The sequence below is a fragment of the Mariprofundus micogutta genome, from assembly GCF_001895085.1.
Taxonomy (GTDB): Bacteria; Pseudomonadota; Zetaproteobacteria; order Mariprofundales; family Mariprofundaceae; genus Mariprofundus; species Mariprofundus micogutta.
In genome coordinates this window covers 35,704-51,070 of sequence record NZ_BDFD01000016.1, presented here as the reverse complement: position 1 = coordinate 51,070, position 15,367 = coordinate 35,704, and the positions used below count along the sequence as shown (strand labels likewise).

General features: G+C 49.6%; 13 protein-coding genes. 2 read left to right on the top strand and 11 right to left on the bottom strand.

Features of this window, described 5'->3' with window-relative positions; translation table 11 throughout:
• Positions 1-375: 375 nt before the first annotated feature.
• The 7 genes from coaE to MMIC_RS09130 form a co-directional block, all read right to left on the bottom strand.
• Positions 376-975, bottom strand: coding sequence for a dephospho-CoA kinase (gene coaE / locus MMIC_RS09160; protein ID WP_083530544.1), 600 nt, complete (start codon positions 973-975; stop codon positions 376-378).
• Positions 972-1,742, bottom strand: a complete 771-nt coding sequence (locus MMIC_RS09155) for a prepilin peptidase (RefSeq protein ID WP_072660164.1) — start codon at positions 1,740-1,742, stop codon at positions 972-974. The genes coaE and MMIC_RS09155 overlap by 4 nt, the downstream gene beginning before the upstream one ends.
• Positions 1,739-3,106, bottom strand: coding sequence for a sigma-54-dependent transcriptional regulator (locus MMIC_RS09150; protein ID WP_072660163.1), 1,368 nt, complete (start codon positions 3,104-3,106; stop codon positions 1,739-1,741). Before MMIC_RS09150 ends, MMIC_RS09155 begins: the two co-directional genes overlap by 4 nt.
• Complete coding sequence (locus tag MMIC_RS09145) at positions 3,099-4,646, bottom strand: sensor histidine kinase (protein ID WP_072660162.1); 1,548 nt, start codon at positions 4,644-4,646, stop codon at positions 3,099-3,101. Before MMIC_RS09145 ends, MMIC_RS09150 begins: the two co-directional genes overlap by 8 nt.
• A 72-nt stretch (positions 4,647-4,718) precedes the next feature.
• Positions 4,719-5,915 (bottom strand): type II secretion system F family protein, encoded by a 1,197-nt coding sequence (locus MMIC_RS09140; protein ID WP_072660161.1) that lies wholly within the window; start codon positions 5,913-5,915, stop codon positions 4,719-4,721.
• On the bottom strand, positions 5,915-7,612 hold the full coding sequence (gene pilB / locus MMIC_RS09135; RefSeq protein ID WP_072660160.1) for a type IV-A pilus assembly ATPase PilB: 1,698 nt from the start codon (positions 7,610-7,612) through the stop codon (positions 5,915-5,917). Before pilB ends, MMIC_RS09140 begins: the two co-directional genes overlap by 1 nt.
• Complete coding sequence (locus tag MMIC_RS09130) at positions 7,612-8,496, bottom strand: shikimate dehydrogenase family protein (protein ID WP_072660159.1); 885 nt, start codon at positions 8,494-8,496, stop codon at positions 7,612-7,614. The genes pilB and MMIC_RS09130 overlap by 1 nt, the downstream gene beginning before the upstream one ends.
• Before the next feature lie 84 nt (positions 8,497-8,580).
• On the opposite strand from MMIC_RS09130, the gene MMIC_RS09125 reads away from it, so the two are divergent.
• Both MMIC_RS09125 and MMIC_RS09120 read left to right on the top strand, forming a co-directional pair.
• Positions 8,581-9,468 carry a pseudouridine synthase gene (locus tag MMIC_RS09125; RefSeq protein WP_072660186.1) on the top strand — a complete coding sequence of 296 codons (888 nt, stop codon included), beginning with the start codon at positions 8,581-8,583 and terminating at the stop codon, positions 9,466-9,468.
• A 56-nt stretch (positions 9,469-9,524) separates the two neighbouring features.
• Positions 9,525-10,178 (top strand): YceH family protein, encoded by a 654-nt coding sequence (locus tag MMIC_RS09120; RefSeq protein WP_083530543.1) that lies wholly within the window; start codon positions 9,525-9,527, stop codon positions 10,176-10,178.
• A gap of 3 nt (positions 10,179-10,181) precedes the next feature.
• On the opposite strand, the gene glmS is transcribed toward MMIC_RS09120, so the two are convergent.
• From glmS to atpD, 4 genes are all read right to left on the bottom strand, one after another.
• Positions 10,182-12,008, bottom strand: coding sequence for a glutamine--fructose-6-phosphate transaminase (isomerizing) (gene glmS, locus MMIC_RS09115; RefSeq protein WP_072660158.1), 1,827 nt, complete (start codon positions 12,006-12,008; stop codon positions 10,182-10,184).
• The gene (gene glmU, locus MMIC_RS09110) at positions 12,008-13,405 is read right to left on the bottom strand and encodes a bifunctional UDP-N-acetylglucosamine diphosphorylase/glucosamine-1-phosphate N-acetyltransferase GlmU (RefSeq protein ID WP_072660157.1); all 1,398 of its coding nucleotides are present in this window, start codon (positions 13,403-13,405) and stop codon (positions 12,008-12,010) included. Before glmU ends, glmS begins: the two co-directional genes overlap by 1 nt.
• Positions 13,406-13,546: 141 nt before the next feature.
• On the bottom strand, positions 13,547-13,957 hold the full coding sequence (locus MMIC_RS09105) for a F0F1 ATP synthase subunit epsilon (protein ID WP_072660156.1): 411 nt from the start codon (positions 13,955-13,957) through the stop codon (positions 13,547-13,549).
• Entirely contained in the window at positions 13,957-15,348 is a 1,392-nt protein-coding gene (gene atpD / locus MMIC_RS09100; protein WP_072660155.1) for a F0F1 ATP synthase subunit beta, read from the bottom strand. Before atpD ends, MMIC_RS09105 begins: the two co-directional genes overlap by 1 nt.
• Positions 15,349-15,367 lie beyond the last annotated feature (19 nt).

The window sequence follows — 15,367 nt, the reverse complement described above, 5'->3', positions numbered from 1 at the left end:
GCCTCTTTATCTGCCTTGCGCGGGCGCCCACGGCGACGGGGTTTCTCTTCAACCACATCCGAAACGGTTTCCGCACTTTTAGCCTCAACCTCTTTTTCCACTTTGCGTGGACGGCCACGAGGACGAGGTTTTGCTGCTTCAGGTTTTGCTGATGCTGAGGAATCAGCCACTTCCTGTGCGGTTTCGTTTTCTTTAGACATTAAAATACTCCAAAAGTGGACACGGGTCGGATCTTTGGTCTGATGTGTCATCAATGAACTTAACTACGACAAATCCTTGCGGATAAACGGAACGCCGGAGAAACCCGACGCATGCATTGTTAATGTGCAGGCTTACGCTGTCAACCTTCGACTGTGCCCTCTCATCTGCTCATGCTTATGAATTTCGCTGTAATTTCTCATATAGCGAAACCACCTGATCCCGCAGTGCTGACAGAGAACCATTATTATTGATAAGATAATCTGCCTGCTCTACCCGCTGTTGATCATCACACTGGCGTTTCAGAATCACATGAAACTGATGTTCATCCTGCAGTCCTCGTCGTAAAACTCGCTGCAAGCGAAGACGCTCTTCAGCCATGACGACTATCACCGCATCCATTCGCCCGGCACCACCTGACTCCAGCAAAACAGATGCTTCAATAATAGCCATCTCCCCCTGTTGTCTGTCTAGCCACTGCTCCTCAGCCTGCCAGATTAAAGGGTGCATAATGGCGTTAAGTCGCGCGGTTTTTGCTGCATCAGCAAAGCAGTGGGCTGCCAGCGCCTTTCGGTCCGTAGGACCATCAGCTAGTACAAATGTAATTCCAAATGCATCTTGAATCTGCTGCACAGCAGCAGAGCCGGGAGCTAGCAGGTCGCGCCCCACCTGATCGAGATCAAGGACAGGGATCCCCTGTTCAGCAAACATCGATGCCGCAGTTGATTTACCACTACCTATACCGCCAGTCAGACCGATTCTCTGCAGCTTGCTCACGGGTTGATCCCCGATATTCCCAGATACCAGTTCAGGATCTGTTCATGCCAGATATACCAACACATGCCAGCCACCGCGATATAAGGACCGAATGGAATTTCAGTGCGAAACCCGCGATTAGACAACTTCAACATCACAGACCCTATCACTGTACCTGCTACAGAAGATGCAAAGATGATAAATGGCAAGGCTTGCCACCCCATAAATGCTCCGAGCATGGCGAGCAGTTTGAAATCGCCGTAACCCATGCCTTCCTGACCTGTCATTTTCAAAAACAACCGGGCCACCAGCCATAGAACAGCATAACCGGCGATTGCTCCGATCAGAGCATTCTGCCAATCACCGAACCACCATGAAAAAGCCAGTCCCATTGCGATGCCGGGAAAGGTCAGCACATTCGGCAACAGGAAGGTTTCCAGATCAATAAAGGTTAATATCCAGAGCAGTGAAAACAGGCATAGCGCCTCGGCCAGCATCGGGGTGGGGCCATAATGCCACGCGAGTAATCCCCAGCTCATCCCCATCAGCAGTTCAAGTAGCGGATACCGCCATGAAATGGAACCCTTACAATGACGGCAATGGCCTGCGAGCAGTAACCAGGAGATCAGTGGGATATTGTCATAAAAGGCGATGGCATGATGACACTCAGGACAGTGACTGCCGGGAAAAGCAATTGACTCCCCCTGAGGAATGCGATGCACGCAAACATTGGCAAAACTGCCAAAGATCATACCGACGACAATGGCCAGCAGCACAACAGAAATCACGTATCATCTCCGGAAAAGCCGAGCTTTTTCAGTCTATAACGTAATGACCGGAAACTGATACCCAACTCCTCGGCCGCACGCGTAATATTACCACCGGTTTTGGCCAGCGCCTCATCAATCACCTGCTTCTCAATGCCTTCCATCCACTCATCCAGGCCATGCTCATCCTGCTGCAGTGATGATAAAGAGAGCTGTGGCTCGCTGTGTGCCGTGGAGTAGAGTTCACTGAGCAGTTGCAGATCAAGGTCCCCTGTCTCACTCAAAGCCAGCATGCGCTGCAGAATATTTTCCAGCTCCCGCACATTCCCCATGAATGGCAGTTCGCACAGGCGTTTCATGCATGCTTCGGAAATACGTGCCCGTCCCTCACTCCACTGACGCACAATAGCCTGAGCCAGCTGTGGTATATCTTCGCGCCTTTGCCTGAGCGGCGGCAGATGTACAGGCACTACGTTGAGCCGGAAGAACAGATCCTCTCTAAAATGCCCCTGAGACACTTCAGTATCCAGATCCCGATTAGTGGCTGCGATAATGCGCACATTCACATCGCGCTCACGATCATCTCCAACCCTGCGAATACGTCTCTCCTGCAAAACCCTGAGTAGTTTAACCTGCACCGAGAGAGGCATTTCGCCCACCTCATCAAGGAACAGAGTCCCTCCATCGGCAGATTCAATCAGCCCGACCCTGTCAAAATCTGCACCGGTAAAAGAGCCCTTACGATGCCCGAATAACTCAGATTCAAACAAACCTTCCGGAATAGCAGCACAATGTACCGGTACAAACATGGCTTTGCTGCGTGCTGAATAAGCATGCACAAAACGGGCAGCCAGCTCTTTTCCTGTACCCGATTCTCCTGTAATCAAAACAGTGAAATCTGATTTTGCAGCCCTGCCCAGTCGCTGTCTGACTCGCTGCATCAATTCCGACTCACCGATCAGCATCTCTTTGTCCTCTGATCTTTCCGGCATAACTTCCGCTTTATGCTCGCTTGATGATGCCGCATTAAATAGCGCGCGCTCGACTGCTGCAGCCAACTCTTCACCGGAAACGGGTTTAGTCAGATAATCAAACGCGCCCTCTTTCATTGCAGTTACAGCCGTTTCAGCACTGGCATAAGCCGTCAGCAACAGCACCCTTGCCTGTGGCTGAAGCTGTTGACTTGTTTTGATAACCTCGAGTCCTGCATCACGCCCCTGCATGCGAAGATCCGTTAGCACAACATCAAACGATTTTTCCTTCATTCGCTGTTCAGCATCTTCAGGAGAAGCGCAGGCAACCACCTGATGCCCCTGCAACTCAAGCCCCAGAGATAAAATTTTGCGTGCATTCGCCTCATCTTCAACGAGCAGTATTTCAGCCATGCTGTCTCTCCCTCGTATCAATCATCTGATCTGTCGCATCTGACAGAACCTTGTCCGTTAATATCGGCCCGCTGACTGCAAAGCAGGTTTGCCCCGTACTGCTCTCCAGATGCACAGTCCATCCATTGACATCACACACCTGTTTGACTGTGGCCAGCCCCAGTCCTATGCCTCTGGAGCGACCAGTTGTGAATGGTTCGAAAAGTGAGCCGCGCAAAACATCGGGAATCTCTCCCTGATTACTGACAAACAGACACCAGCTATGCTCTTCAGCACCCAGACAAACATTAACTTTGCTGCCATCAGGACTGTTTGCAAGTGCATTGGAGAGCAGATTATCCAGCACCAGTCGAAAATGGTCACCATCAATAAACAACTCATTCACTTCACAGCTCCAGTCAATGACTCCCTGCTCTACCATCTCCACCTTATTCACTGCAGCTTGCAAAAGTTGTGGCATCAGAATCGGTAATTTATTTGGCAGCAGAGGTTTTGAATAATCGAGCATGGTGGAGACCAGCCTGTTCAGGCGCAACATTTCATCATGAATAATCCCATGAATATCCACTCCCACCGATTTATTGGCCGCCATAATTTCCAGCCCCTGGGTCATAGTCTGAATCGGGTTGCGGATTTCATGGGCCAGCATGGCAGACATCTGCCCCATAGCCGCCAACTTTTCTTTCTGAATCAGCTGATGCTCCAGAGTCCTGAGATCACTAATATCAACCAGAGTCAGCAGCCAGGCTGCATCTTCATCTGCAGATAATCTGGTTACTGCCAATAACAACGTTATGTCATTCAGCCGCTGTTCAGTTTGAAACATCGAGGCCTTTGATGTCTGAAAAAAATCATTCAATGCGGAGTTTTCGATAAGTTGTTCGATGCAATATTCACCCAACAGTTCGCGAGCTGCGTCATTCATATCACTGGCCTGCAGTTGATTATCCAGCACAATCACACCCTCTCGCATGGATAGCATGATTCTATCATGCAAGTCCTTCAGTTGTCGGTGTTGCCTGACTGCCTTATCACTACTGGCACGCAAACTTGCGTGGCGGCGGGCAATATATGCCATCACCCCCCCGACCAGCATCAGCGTGGAAGCCTGAAACAGGATATGTAATGCCTGCTGTGCGTCCGGCAGTGTATAACTCACAAACGTGGCTTCGCCATATACTGCGATCAGATACGTGACACAGGTAACGATGGTCGTAAGCAGCGGAAGCATGCGGTAAGCATGTGTACCCGATGCGATAATAATCAGGCCAAGCAGCAGGGAAAACGGACTATTGATACCCCCTGTGGCATAAATCAATATACCCGCCAATATGATATCAACCATATAGCCGATACCCCTCTGCGAAGGCTCGGACAACTCGCTATAGGTCAGAGCCGACTCAATGGCCAGCCATAGCAGAAACAGGACGCCTGTAGCCAACAGCAACGTTTGCTGAGCTGCAGCTGTCGGATAAAACCAACTGGCAGTAACCACTGCGATGACCGCACCGGCAATAGCTCTATATACAATCAGATACATCAGATTAAAAAGTTTGCAGAAAGCGGATTACACAGGTTTCATACCTGTCATCCGGAGCACACTCCAAAGTAATCAAACAATGGCAGCCATCTGGAAGATTGGCAGATACATCGCAATCACCAGGCCACCAATAACGACGCCCAGGAATGCCATAATCAAGGGTTCCATCAACTGCTGCATATTATCTACAGCTGTGTCCACTTCTTCTTCATAAAAATCGGCAATCTTGCTTAGCATCTCTTCAAGACTACCGGTTTGCTCACCGATGGAGATCATTTGCGTCACCATCACCGGAAAGATTTTACTGGCTTCAAGCGGAGCAGTCAGAGTCTGACCCTGTGAGATCGAATCTTTGGAGTGCAGAATTACCTCTTCAATCACCACATTTCCGGATGTCTCCGCGACAGTATCCAGCGCCTCCAGAATCGGCACCCCAGCGGCTGAAAGAGTAGAGAAAGTACGGCAGAAGCGGGCAACTGATGCTTTACGCAACACATCGCCCAGAATAGGCAGCGCCAACATCAATTTATCGAGTTGATAATGTCCCTTGGGCGTTTTGTACAAGGCCTTGATCAGCATAACCAGCAGAATCGGAGAAAATATAACCACATACCAGTATTCAACAAAGATATCGGATATGGCCATAGCAAGCTGGGTTGGAGCCGGTAGATCCGCTCCGAAATCGGCAAACATCTCGGCAAAGATAGGAATCACGAAAATCATCAGAATTGAGGTCACAATAAATGAAACCACGAGAATCGCGATTGGGTACACCATGGCCGATTTAATTTTGCCTTTCAGGCTAAGCGCCTTCTCTTTATAGGCACACAAACGCAGCAGAATAGAGTCAAGTATACCGCCCTGTTCTCCTGCTTCGATAAGCGCACAGGTCAGACGATCAAACTCATCCGGAAATTTGCGCATGGTTTCACCTAGGGGGTTACCCCCCTCCAGATTTTGCCGTACATCTTTGAGCAACCTGGTCATCGCCTTCTTCTCTGAACCGCGCTCAGCCAACTCAAAGCACTGTACCAGGGGCAGGCCTGCATTGATCATGGTCGCAAGCTGGCGAAAGAATATTGAAATATCTTTCTCTACCACTTTCTCAGGGAACAGGTGAATTTCAACCGGCTTCTTCTTTGCCTTGATCTCGGACAGGCCCTGACGGCGCAGAATTGCGATAACGACATCCTTGTTGGCAGCATCAAGCTCACCGGACTGCGCTACACCCTGTTTATTCTTTGCCTGCCAAACAAATGTTGTCGCCATCAGTCAGCCACCGTTACCCTGAGACACTCTTCAAGAGATATCTCGCCTTTTTTCACCTTTTCCAATGCTGCCATGCGCAGGGATTTCACTCCTTTTGCAATTGCAATCTCATTTATTCTATCACTGTTCTCGCCAGCATATACCGCCTCGCGGATTTCTTCAAAAACCGGCATCACCTGATAAATACCACTTCTGCCCTTATATCCGGTACCATTACAGTTCGGGCAACCTTTACCCACCATGGGTTGGAAATCTATTAAGCTGTCGACAGCAACACCGGCTTCAAGCAATGCAGCATCAGGAATGCGTTCTTCTTCTTTGCAGTCCGGGCAAATTTTTCTGGCCAGGCGCTGCGCGGACACCAGATTCACGGCTGAACCGACAAGAAATGATTCCACGCCCATATTCACCAAGCGTGTCATTGTCGATGGCGCATCATTGGTATGCAATGTTGCCAGTACCAGATGACCGGTCAGGGCAGCCTTAATACCAATCTCTGCCGTTTCATGGTCACGAATTTCGCCAATCAGAATGATATCCGGATCCTGTCGCAAAAAAGAGCGCAGGGCCGATGGAAAATCAAGGCCTATATCGGGATTTACGTTCACCTGATTGATACCCATGAAATTAAACTCAACCGGATCTTCTGCCGTAGAGATATTCACACCGGGCTGGTTCAATTCGGACACTGCAGAATAGAGGCTAACGGTTTTACCCGAACCCGTCGGACCGGTGACAAGTATCATGCCATAAGGCCTGTTAATCGCGTCCTTCAGCCAGGAAAGCGCTTGCGACTCATATCCAAGTTTGGTCATATCCAGTTGCAGACTGGTTGGATCCAGCAGACGCATCACCACTTTTTCACCAAACAGAGTCGGCAATACGGAGACGCGAAAATCAACCGTTTTAGCACGTGACAGCCGTAGTTTGATACGTCCATCCTGAGGCACCCTGCGCTCGGCAATATCTAGCCTGGCAAGGATCTTTATTCTTGAAATCATCGCATCCCGCATACTCATGCGTGGCCGCATAATCTCATGCAGTACACCATCAATACGGTAGCGCACACGCATCACCTTTTCGTAAGGTTCCAGATGAATATCTGAGGCACCGCGTTTGATGGCATCGAGCAGCATCAGATTAACCAGCTTCACCACCGGAGCAGCTTCCGTTTCGGCAGTCAGCGAATATTCATCCACCTTCTCATCAAGTGCCTCAACCACCTCAATTTCTGCAGCGCCAAGATCATCCATTACATCCTGAAGGTGTGAATCACTCTGACTCAGCTCATCAAGTTTTTTCACCAGCTGACTTTCCGGTGCAATCACCAGTTCAACCTTGCAGCCACTTATAAATGCAATTTCGTCATGACTGTTAATGTCATATGGGTCCGCCACAGCCAGTTTCAACACATTACCTGTGCGAACCAGTGGTAATGACATATTTTTCCTTAATATATCAAGCGGTATCTTAGTAACGTCCGCCTTAATCTCGACCCGCTCCAGATCTATGACTGGTGCACCGAATGATCTGGCCACAAATGCGACCAGTTCATTTTCGGTAAAGATATGTTGTTTCACCAGCTGTCCGGTCAGTGTGTCACCATTGAGTTGAGCCTCACGCAACACATGCTCAAACTGCTCACGCGAAATTCGACGCTGACGCAGCAGAATGTCACCCAGTCGGGAACGCGTCATCAGCTTCGACTCCATCCCGGCAGTTGCAACGATTCACGTCCCAGAAACGTTTCTATTTGTGCCAGAGCCGCCGAACAGTCGGGCCTGTTGCAATCATGCCACCAGGCAAAGGCTTCAGCCCCCTGGGCAATCAACATCGGCAACCCGTCAACCACTTCTCTGGCAACAGAAGCCGCATGCACAAATGCGGTCTGACCATCCGGTTTATACACCGCATCAATAGCCACACCGGCACCTGCAGAAAGATCAAACGGAAACCTGTGTCCATCCTGCAAACCAATACTGGTCGTATTCACCAGCAGCGCTGAATCCCGGCAAGCTGTCGTTACAGCATCCTGCTGCCAGGCAATTTCATGGCAATTCAGGTGGGGATAATTTTCTTTCGCAAATGCGATAAATCCGGCTAATCGATCAGGATTGCGATTACAAATATATACGGTTTCCAGCTCACTCTGTGCCAATGCATGCAATACAGCGCGGGCGGTGCCTCCTGCCCCGAACAGCAGAGCAGATTGACCAGCTGATGCAAACTCCAGGCCTTCGATTACAGCCAAAAAACCACGCCAATCAGTATTAGTGGCCACCCATTTCTCTTCACTTCGTTTTACAGTGTTTACAGCACCAATCAGCATGGCATCCGCATCAGCCGATACCATCTGAAACACCGTTTCTTTGTGCGGCACTGTCACATTGAATCCCTCAATACCGAGAGCCCAGAGTCCACTCATAGCATCTGCCAGCAAATCAGGTGCCACTGCGAATGGAAGGTATGCGGCATTGATGTCGTTCTGCTGCAAAAATGTCGTCTGGAATAGTGGCGATAGTGAGTGTTTCACTGGCCAACCGATAATGCCATAAGTCTTTGTCGTACCATCAATTTTCATGTATGTCAGCCTAGAAACAGTAAGTGCAGGTGTCAAAGATTGTCATATGGTTTTTTTCCGGCTAAACAGCAGAATTCACAGTCCATGTTCAGCACTGCACCTACACCCTCTTATATTACGCTACCCAATCTTGCTATGCCCTATCCGTGCCTGCTCGACTTTCTGGACCAGCGTTTCCCTTTTGTGGGGCGGGACATTTGGAAACACAGGCTTGATCATGGAAAAATTCATGATGAAACAGATAGGACTGTTCATGCAGACACCCCATATCGTGTGAATGCGCGCCTGCGCTATTACCGAGAAGTTCGAAATGAACACCCCATCCCGTTTGAAGAACAGATCGTGTTCCACAACGAAAACATACTCGTTGCAGACAAACCCCATTTTCTTCCTGTCACACCATCCGGCAGCTATGTAAATGAGTGCCTCCTGCATCGCCTGCGCCGCAAAACAGGCCTTAACCACCTCGTGCCTGTACATCGACTGGATCGTGAAACAGCAGGACTTGTCCTGTTCACTTGCAAGGAGCATAACCGTCGCCAGTGGTTCGAGCTGTTCCGTCACAGGAAAATCAACAAGTGCTATGAAGCGGTTGCCACATTGCCGGCGCATTCCGACCAGCGATATTGGTTGATCGAAAGCCGCATAGAACGCGGTGAACCAAGGCTGCGATTCCGGAATACAGAGGGCGAAATCAATGCCCGTTCCCGGATCCGTTTAATGGAAACGCGTGGCAAACTGGCAAAACTTGAACTTGAGCCCATCACCGGCAAAACACATCAGCTGCGCCTGCATCTGGGACTGATCGGTTCCCACATTATAGGCGACCGACTCTACCCCGAATTCAATCCGCCCGAGAATCCGCCCCGCTACGACAGGCCCCTGCAACTGCTGGCTAAAAAACTGAATTTTACCGATCCGAATTCAGGTGAATTCCTGTCATTCGAAAGCCGCTATAAACTCAACTGGTAATAGCCTGGCTTGTGCGGGAGGTGTATTCTGCTTCGACAAAGCGCAAGGAGCCCAACATGTCCGACACCACTATCGATTCCGATGCCATGCTGAGTGAGCTACAAGCGCGTGTGCTGGGCAGTCTGATGGAAAAGCAGATGACTACACCAGATTATTACCCGCTGACGCTCAATGCGCTGGTAGCCGCGTGCAATCAGAAAAGCAGCCGCAATCCGGTCATGAGCCTAACGCCCCAACAGGTTGGAACTGTCATCAATGAACTCCGGCATGAAGGTTTAGTCACCGCCAATACCCTGGCCAGAGCAGATCGTTATGAGCAATTCTTCTCTCGCAAACTCAACCTCTCCTCAAAAGAGCGGGCTATTGTCTGCGTCATGCTGCTGCGCGGCGCACATACATTAAACGAGATCAAAGTGAACACCAACCGCATGGTCGAGTTCGCAAACCATGACGAAATCCTGCAAAGCTTGAACAAGCTGATGGAACGAGATGAGCCCATGGTCGTTCTTATCCCCAGGGCCCACGGTCAGCGCGAGGATCGTTATACTCACCTGCTCTGCGGCATGCCTGACATTGAAACTGTAACAGTAAAAGCGCCATCAACCGCATCACCCCTGCCTGACAACGCACTGACTCGTATTACCCGCCTTGAAGAAACAGTTGCTCAACTACAGCAGGAAGTGAAACAACTCAAAGGGTTAGAGTCCTGATCCCTATTCGACTGTCACAGATTTTGCGAGATTTCGTGGTTGATCCACATCCGTGCCTTTGATCAGGGCAACATGATAAGCCAAAAGCTGTAGCGGAATGCTATAAACAATCGGCGCTGTGCCAGGATAGATATCCGACAACATCAGATTCTGATAACGATCCAGATCAATCTCCACCTTATGATCAGAAAAGAGAAATAGTTCACCACCACGGGCACGTACTTCCTGCAAATTGGAAAGCACCTTCTCAAGCAACGGGTCATCCGGCAAGGCACAGACTACCGGCATGGATTCATCCACAAGCGCCAAAGGTCCATGTTTAAGTTCGCCAGCAGGATATGCCTCAGCATGAATATAGGAAATCTCCTTGAGCTTCAACGCCCCCTCCATGGCAACCGGATAAAAGGGCCCACGGCCAAGGAACAGTGCATTCTGCTTATCTGAGAAATCACCCGCCATCATCTGGATCTCATCTGCCAACTGCAGCACAACCTCAACCTGCCTCGGTAATGCATCCAGTTCGTTGACCATCACCTCTTCCTGTTCAGAGGTCAGTCCGTTTCGGCGAGCCAGGGCAATGGTAAGTAGCCGCAGTGCCACCAACTGAGTGGTGAATGCCTTGGTAGAGGCAACACCGATCTCGGTACCCGCACGCGTCATCAAAGATACATCAGACTCCCTGACCAGAGAGCTTTCAGGAACGTTACATACAGTCAGACTGCCGATGTAGCCTTGCGAACGGCTACCTTTCAGTGCAGCCAGCGTATCCGCCGTTTCACCCGACTGAGAAATTGTCATTAACAAAGAGCCTTGCGGCACAACGGCCTTGCGGTAACGGTATTCACTGGCCACTTCTACATTACAGGAAATCCCTGCTTCCTCGAACCAGTATTTAGCCACAAGACCTGCATGATAACTGGTGCCACAGGCAATAATCTGTACATGTTTAGCCTTATCCAGCAGCGCTGTTGTCTCATGCCCGAAACTCGCTTCTAGCAGACGCCCATTGTGAATACGCCCCTCCAGGGTTTCCGAGATCACACCGGGCTGCTCATAAATCTCTTTGAGCATATAATGCTCATACGGACCTTTATCGATGCTTGAATTGGAAAGTACTGATTCCTTCACTGGCCGGTCAACTTCATCACCGGATGCATCGTATATGATTACGCCATCACGACGAACTTCTGCAACATCCCCCTCTTCAAGAAAGATAAAGTTGCGCGTAACCGAGAGCAGCGCTGCAACATCAGAGGCGATGAAATTTTCACCTTCACCAAGGCCAATCACTAAAGGGCTTCCCTCACGTGTCACGATAATTCGGTCCGCATCTTCAGGGCTGGAAGCTGCCAGCGCATAAGCACCATCAAGTTCAGCAGCAGTATTGATCGTAGCTTCTCGCAAACTCTGACCTGTCTCCAGTTTGTCAGCCATAAGATGTGCAATCACTTCAGTATCAGTTTCAGATGTGAAAGAATACCCTTTGGCAATTAACTGATCGCGAAGTTCTTTATGATTTTCGATAATGCCGTTATGAACAACTGCAACCCTGACGCCGGACATATGGGGGTGAGCATTGCGCTCTGCCGGAACCCCGTGTGTAGCCCAACGGGTATGAGCAATTCCCAGATCACCGGTAATATCAGACTGTTCTACCAATCCTTTAAGGGCAGCCACCTTGCCCAGGGATCTGAACCTTTTCAGCTCTCCTGAGCCATCTCTGACAGCCACTCCGGCTGAATCATAACCCCGGTACTCCAGCTTCTGAAGCCCATCAAGCAGTACAGGAAGCACGTTCCTGTCTCCGATCGCGCCAACGATTCCACACATTAGCCGTTATCCTTCTGCGGGCGCTTCCAATTCACTGTATATTTCTGAGGGTTGCGCTCTGATAGCGTCAAGCCACCTTCGGGCACATTACGGGTAATAGTACTGCCGGCACCAATAGTAGCATCATCAGAGACCCTCACCGGCGCCACCAACTGCGTATCAGATCCAATGAATACATTATCACCGATCTCGGTAACAAACTTGTTAGCACCGTCGTAATTACATGTAATGGTGCCAGCACCAACATTGCAGTTCGATCCCATGACTGTATCACCGATATAACTCAGATGATTCACCTTGCTGCCTTCACCGATAACAGACTTTTTGATCTCAACAAAATTACCGATATGAACTTTTTCGTCGAGACGAGCTTCAGGTCGCAGACGTGCATATGGACCAACGACGGCATCTGATCCCACAGCTGCACCATGAATATGACTGAATGCATAAACGTTCACACGATCATCCAGCCAGGCATTCACCAGCACTGCATTCGGGCCAACCCTGCACTCATCACCGATTTCGGTCGTACCGATCAGATAACAACCCGCCTGAATAACGGAATCAATGCCGATTTTTACACCGGCTTCAATGCGGACTGTGTCCGGCTTTTCAATGGTCACACCACGACGCTGCCAATCCTGAATAATGTGTTTCTGCATCAGATCTTCAACATGCGCCAAATGAACTCGATCATTCACACCGAGCATTTCATCAGCATCATCCATCGCCACAGCTTCTACGCTTTGTCCGGCTTTCAATGCCAGAGGTACAATATCAGGAAGGTAATACTCATTCTGGGCATTGGTGTTGCCAATCGCATGCAGAAGATCGAACAGAACTTCGTGGCGAACACAGTAAATCCCGCTGCTGACTTCGTTAATCAGGCGCTGTTCACCAGTTGCATCCTTTTCTTCAACTATGCTTGATACTCGAGTTTCACTATCCCGAACTATCCTGCCATAACCGAAAGGATTTTCAGGTTTGGCAGTAAGCACTGTCACATCAGAATCAGATGCACGATGTTCATCAACAAGCATGGCCAGTGTCTCAACTTTCAGTAGAGGCGTGTCACCACAGACAATCAATACATCGCGAACATCACGGATCACCTGTTCACATTGCTGAACCGCATGCCCGGTTCCCAACTGTTTATCCTGAATAACCCAATCAAGATTAACAGGCTGCCCGACATGATCGCGAACCATCTCAGAAGCGTGCCCGGTAACCATGGCAATGGCCTTGGGCCGCAGAGCCTCAACAGTGTGCAGCACATGATCAATCATGGCTCTGCCGAGAACTTTATGCAGAACCTTGGGCAGATTGGAACGCATGCGTTTGCCTTTACCTGCAGCCAATACGCACACCTGCAAATCCGGATAATGGAGTTTGCTCATAGTTATCCTCCAATGGATAGTGGGAAATCTGAATTCAGAATTGATTATAGACTAATTATTTCTGATTGCAGTGACTATATTGAAATTATAAACAAAAAAAAGGCCGCACTAAGTGCGGCCTTTTTAAAACATATCTGTTTGTTATTTCTTTTTCTTTTTGAGCCAGATCAAACGAGCCGTCATCATTGCCAGCTCAGCTTCAGCAGCAGCATAATCGATATCGTCTTTGCTTGAATCGAGTGCCTCTTTTGCTTTACGTTCAGCTTCGATAGCAGCGGCTTCATCAATATCAGTAGCACGTTCAGCTGAATCAGAAAGAATCGTAACCATATCCGGTTGAACTTCCATAAAACCACCGGACACGAACACCTCATCAACATTTTCACCATTGGTGATGCGGAGTTCACCTGAGGTCAACGCAGAAAGCAAAGGACTATGCTTGGGCAGAATACCGAGTTCTCCAGCTGCTCCGGGAGCAGCAAGAAACTCAGCTTCACCGCGATAGACTTCGCGTTCAGCTGTAGCGACCAGCACTTGCATGGTAGAAGCCATTAGCCTTTAGCCGCCATTTTTTCAGCCTTGGTAACTGCTTCTGCAATGTCACCAACCATGTAGAAAGCCTGCTCAGGCATGTGGTCGTATTCGCCAGCCAGAATGCCTTTGAAGCCCTTGATAGTTTCATCTTTCTTGGCGTAAACACCCGGAGAGCCGGTAAATACTTCAGCAACGTGGAATGGCTGTGACAGGAAGCGCTGAATCTTACGAGCGCGCTGTACCGCAAGCTTGTCTTCATCAGACAGCTCATCCATACCCAGAATCGCAATGATGTCCTGCAGTTCCTTATAACGCTGCAGTGTCTGCTGTACGCCCTGAGCAACTTCATAATGTTCAATACCGATGATCTTCGGATCAAGCTGACGGGATGTGGAATCCAGTGGATCCACCGCAGGGTAGATACCCAGCTCAGCAATCTGACGAGACAGTACGATAGTTGAATCCAGATGTGCGAAGGTTGTTGCAGGTGCCGGGTCAGTCAAGTCATCCGCAGGTACATATACGGCCTGAACAGATGTGATTGAACCAGTCTTAGTAGAAGCAATACGCTCCTGCAGACGACCCATTTCTTCAGCCAGGTTAGGCTGATAACCCACAGCAGATGGCATACGACCCAACAGTGCAGATACTTCAACACCTGCCAGAGAGTAACGGTAGATGTTATCGATGAAGATCAGTACATCGAGGCCGTCTTCACGGAAGTACTCAGCCATAGTCAGACCAGTCAGTGCTACACGCAGACGGTTGCCTGGAGGTTCGTTCATCTGACCGTAAACCAGTGCCACCTTGTCCAGCACGTTGGACTCTTTCATTTCGTAGTAGAAGTCGTTTCCTTCACGGGTACGCTCACCAACACCTGCGAATACGGAGAAACCACCGTGAGCTTTCGCAATGTTATTGATCAGCTCCATCATGTTAACGGTTTTACCAACACCAGCACCACCGAACAGACCAACTTTACCACCCTTGGCGATTGGCGCCATCAGGTCGATTACTTTAATACCCGTTTCCAGGATTTCTGCTGCAGGAGACAGCTCGTCGAAGCTTGGTGCAGCGCGGTGAATTTCCCAGCGTTCTTCGGAAGGAACATCAGCACCTTCAAAGTCGATGCCGTCGCCGAGTACATTCATGATACGGCCGAGCGTCGCTTTACCGACAGGAACCTTGATTGCTGCACCGGTGTCTTCCAACTGCATGCCGCGCTTCAGACCATCAGTAGCACCCATGGCAACCGCACGCACGGTGTTATCACCAAGATGCTGCTGAACTTCCATGGTCAACTTTGGATCTTGCATAACCAGAGCGTTGTAAATTTTTGGCAGTTCGCCTGCATTGAAACGGACGTCCACTACCGGACCGATCACCTGAACAATAGTACCTGTACTCATTTTCTGACCTCTCCTAAAT

What these genes read in the sequence shown, in the direction of transcription:
- MMIC_RS09150 (WP_072660163.1), bottom strand. Translation starts at nt 3,106, where the DNA reads ATGGCTGAAATACTGCTCGTTGAAGATGAGGCGAATGCACGCAAAATT.
- MMIC_RS09145 (WP_072660162.1), bottom strand. Translation starts at nt 4,646, where the DNA reads ATGTATCTGATTGTATATAGAGCTATTGCCGGTGCGGTCATCGCAGTG.
- MMIC_RS09140 (WP_072660161.1), bottom strand. Translation starts at nt 5,915, where the DNA reads ATGGCGACAACATTTGTTTGGCAGGCAAAGAATAAACAGGGTGTAGCG.
- pilB (WP_072660160.1), bottom strand. Translation starts at nt 7,612, where the DNA reads ATGACGCGTTCCCGACTGGGTGACATTCTGCTGCGTCAGCGTCGAATT.
- MMIC_RS09130 (WP_072660159.1), bottom strand. Translation starts at nt 8,496, where the DNA reads ATGAAAATTGATGGTACGACAAAGACTTATGGCATTATCGGTTGGCCA.
- MMIC_RS09125 (WP_072660186.1), top strand. Translation starts at nt 8,581, where the DNA reads ATGTTCAGCACTGCACCTACACCCTCTTATATTACGCTACCCAATCTT.
- MMIC_RS09120 (WP_083530543.1), top strand. Translation starts at nt 9,525, where the DNA reads ATGTCCGACACCACTATCGATTCCGATGCCATGCTGAGTGAGCTACAA.
- glmS (WP_072660158.1), bottom strand. Translation starts at nt 12,008, where the DNA reads ATGTGTGGAATCGTTGGCGCGATCGGAGACAGGAACGTGCTTCCTGTA.
- glmU (WP_072660157.1), bottom strand. Translation starts at nt 13,405, where the DNA reads ATGAGCAAACTCCATTATCCGGATTTGCAGGTGTGCGTATTGGCTGCA.
- MMIC_RS09105 (WP_072660156.1), bottom strand. Translation starts at nt 13,957, where the DNA reads ATGGCTTCTACCATGCAAGTGCTGGTCGCTACAGCTGAACGCGAAGTC.
- atpD (WP_072660155.1), bottom strand. Translation starts at nt 15,348, where the DNA reads ATGAGTACAGGTACTATTGTTCAGGTGATCGGTCCGGTAGTGGACGTC.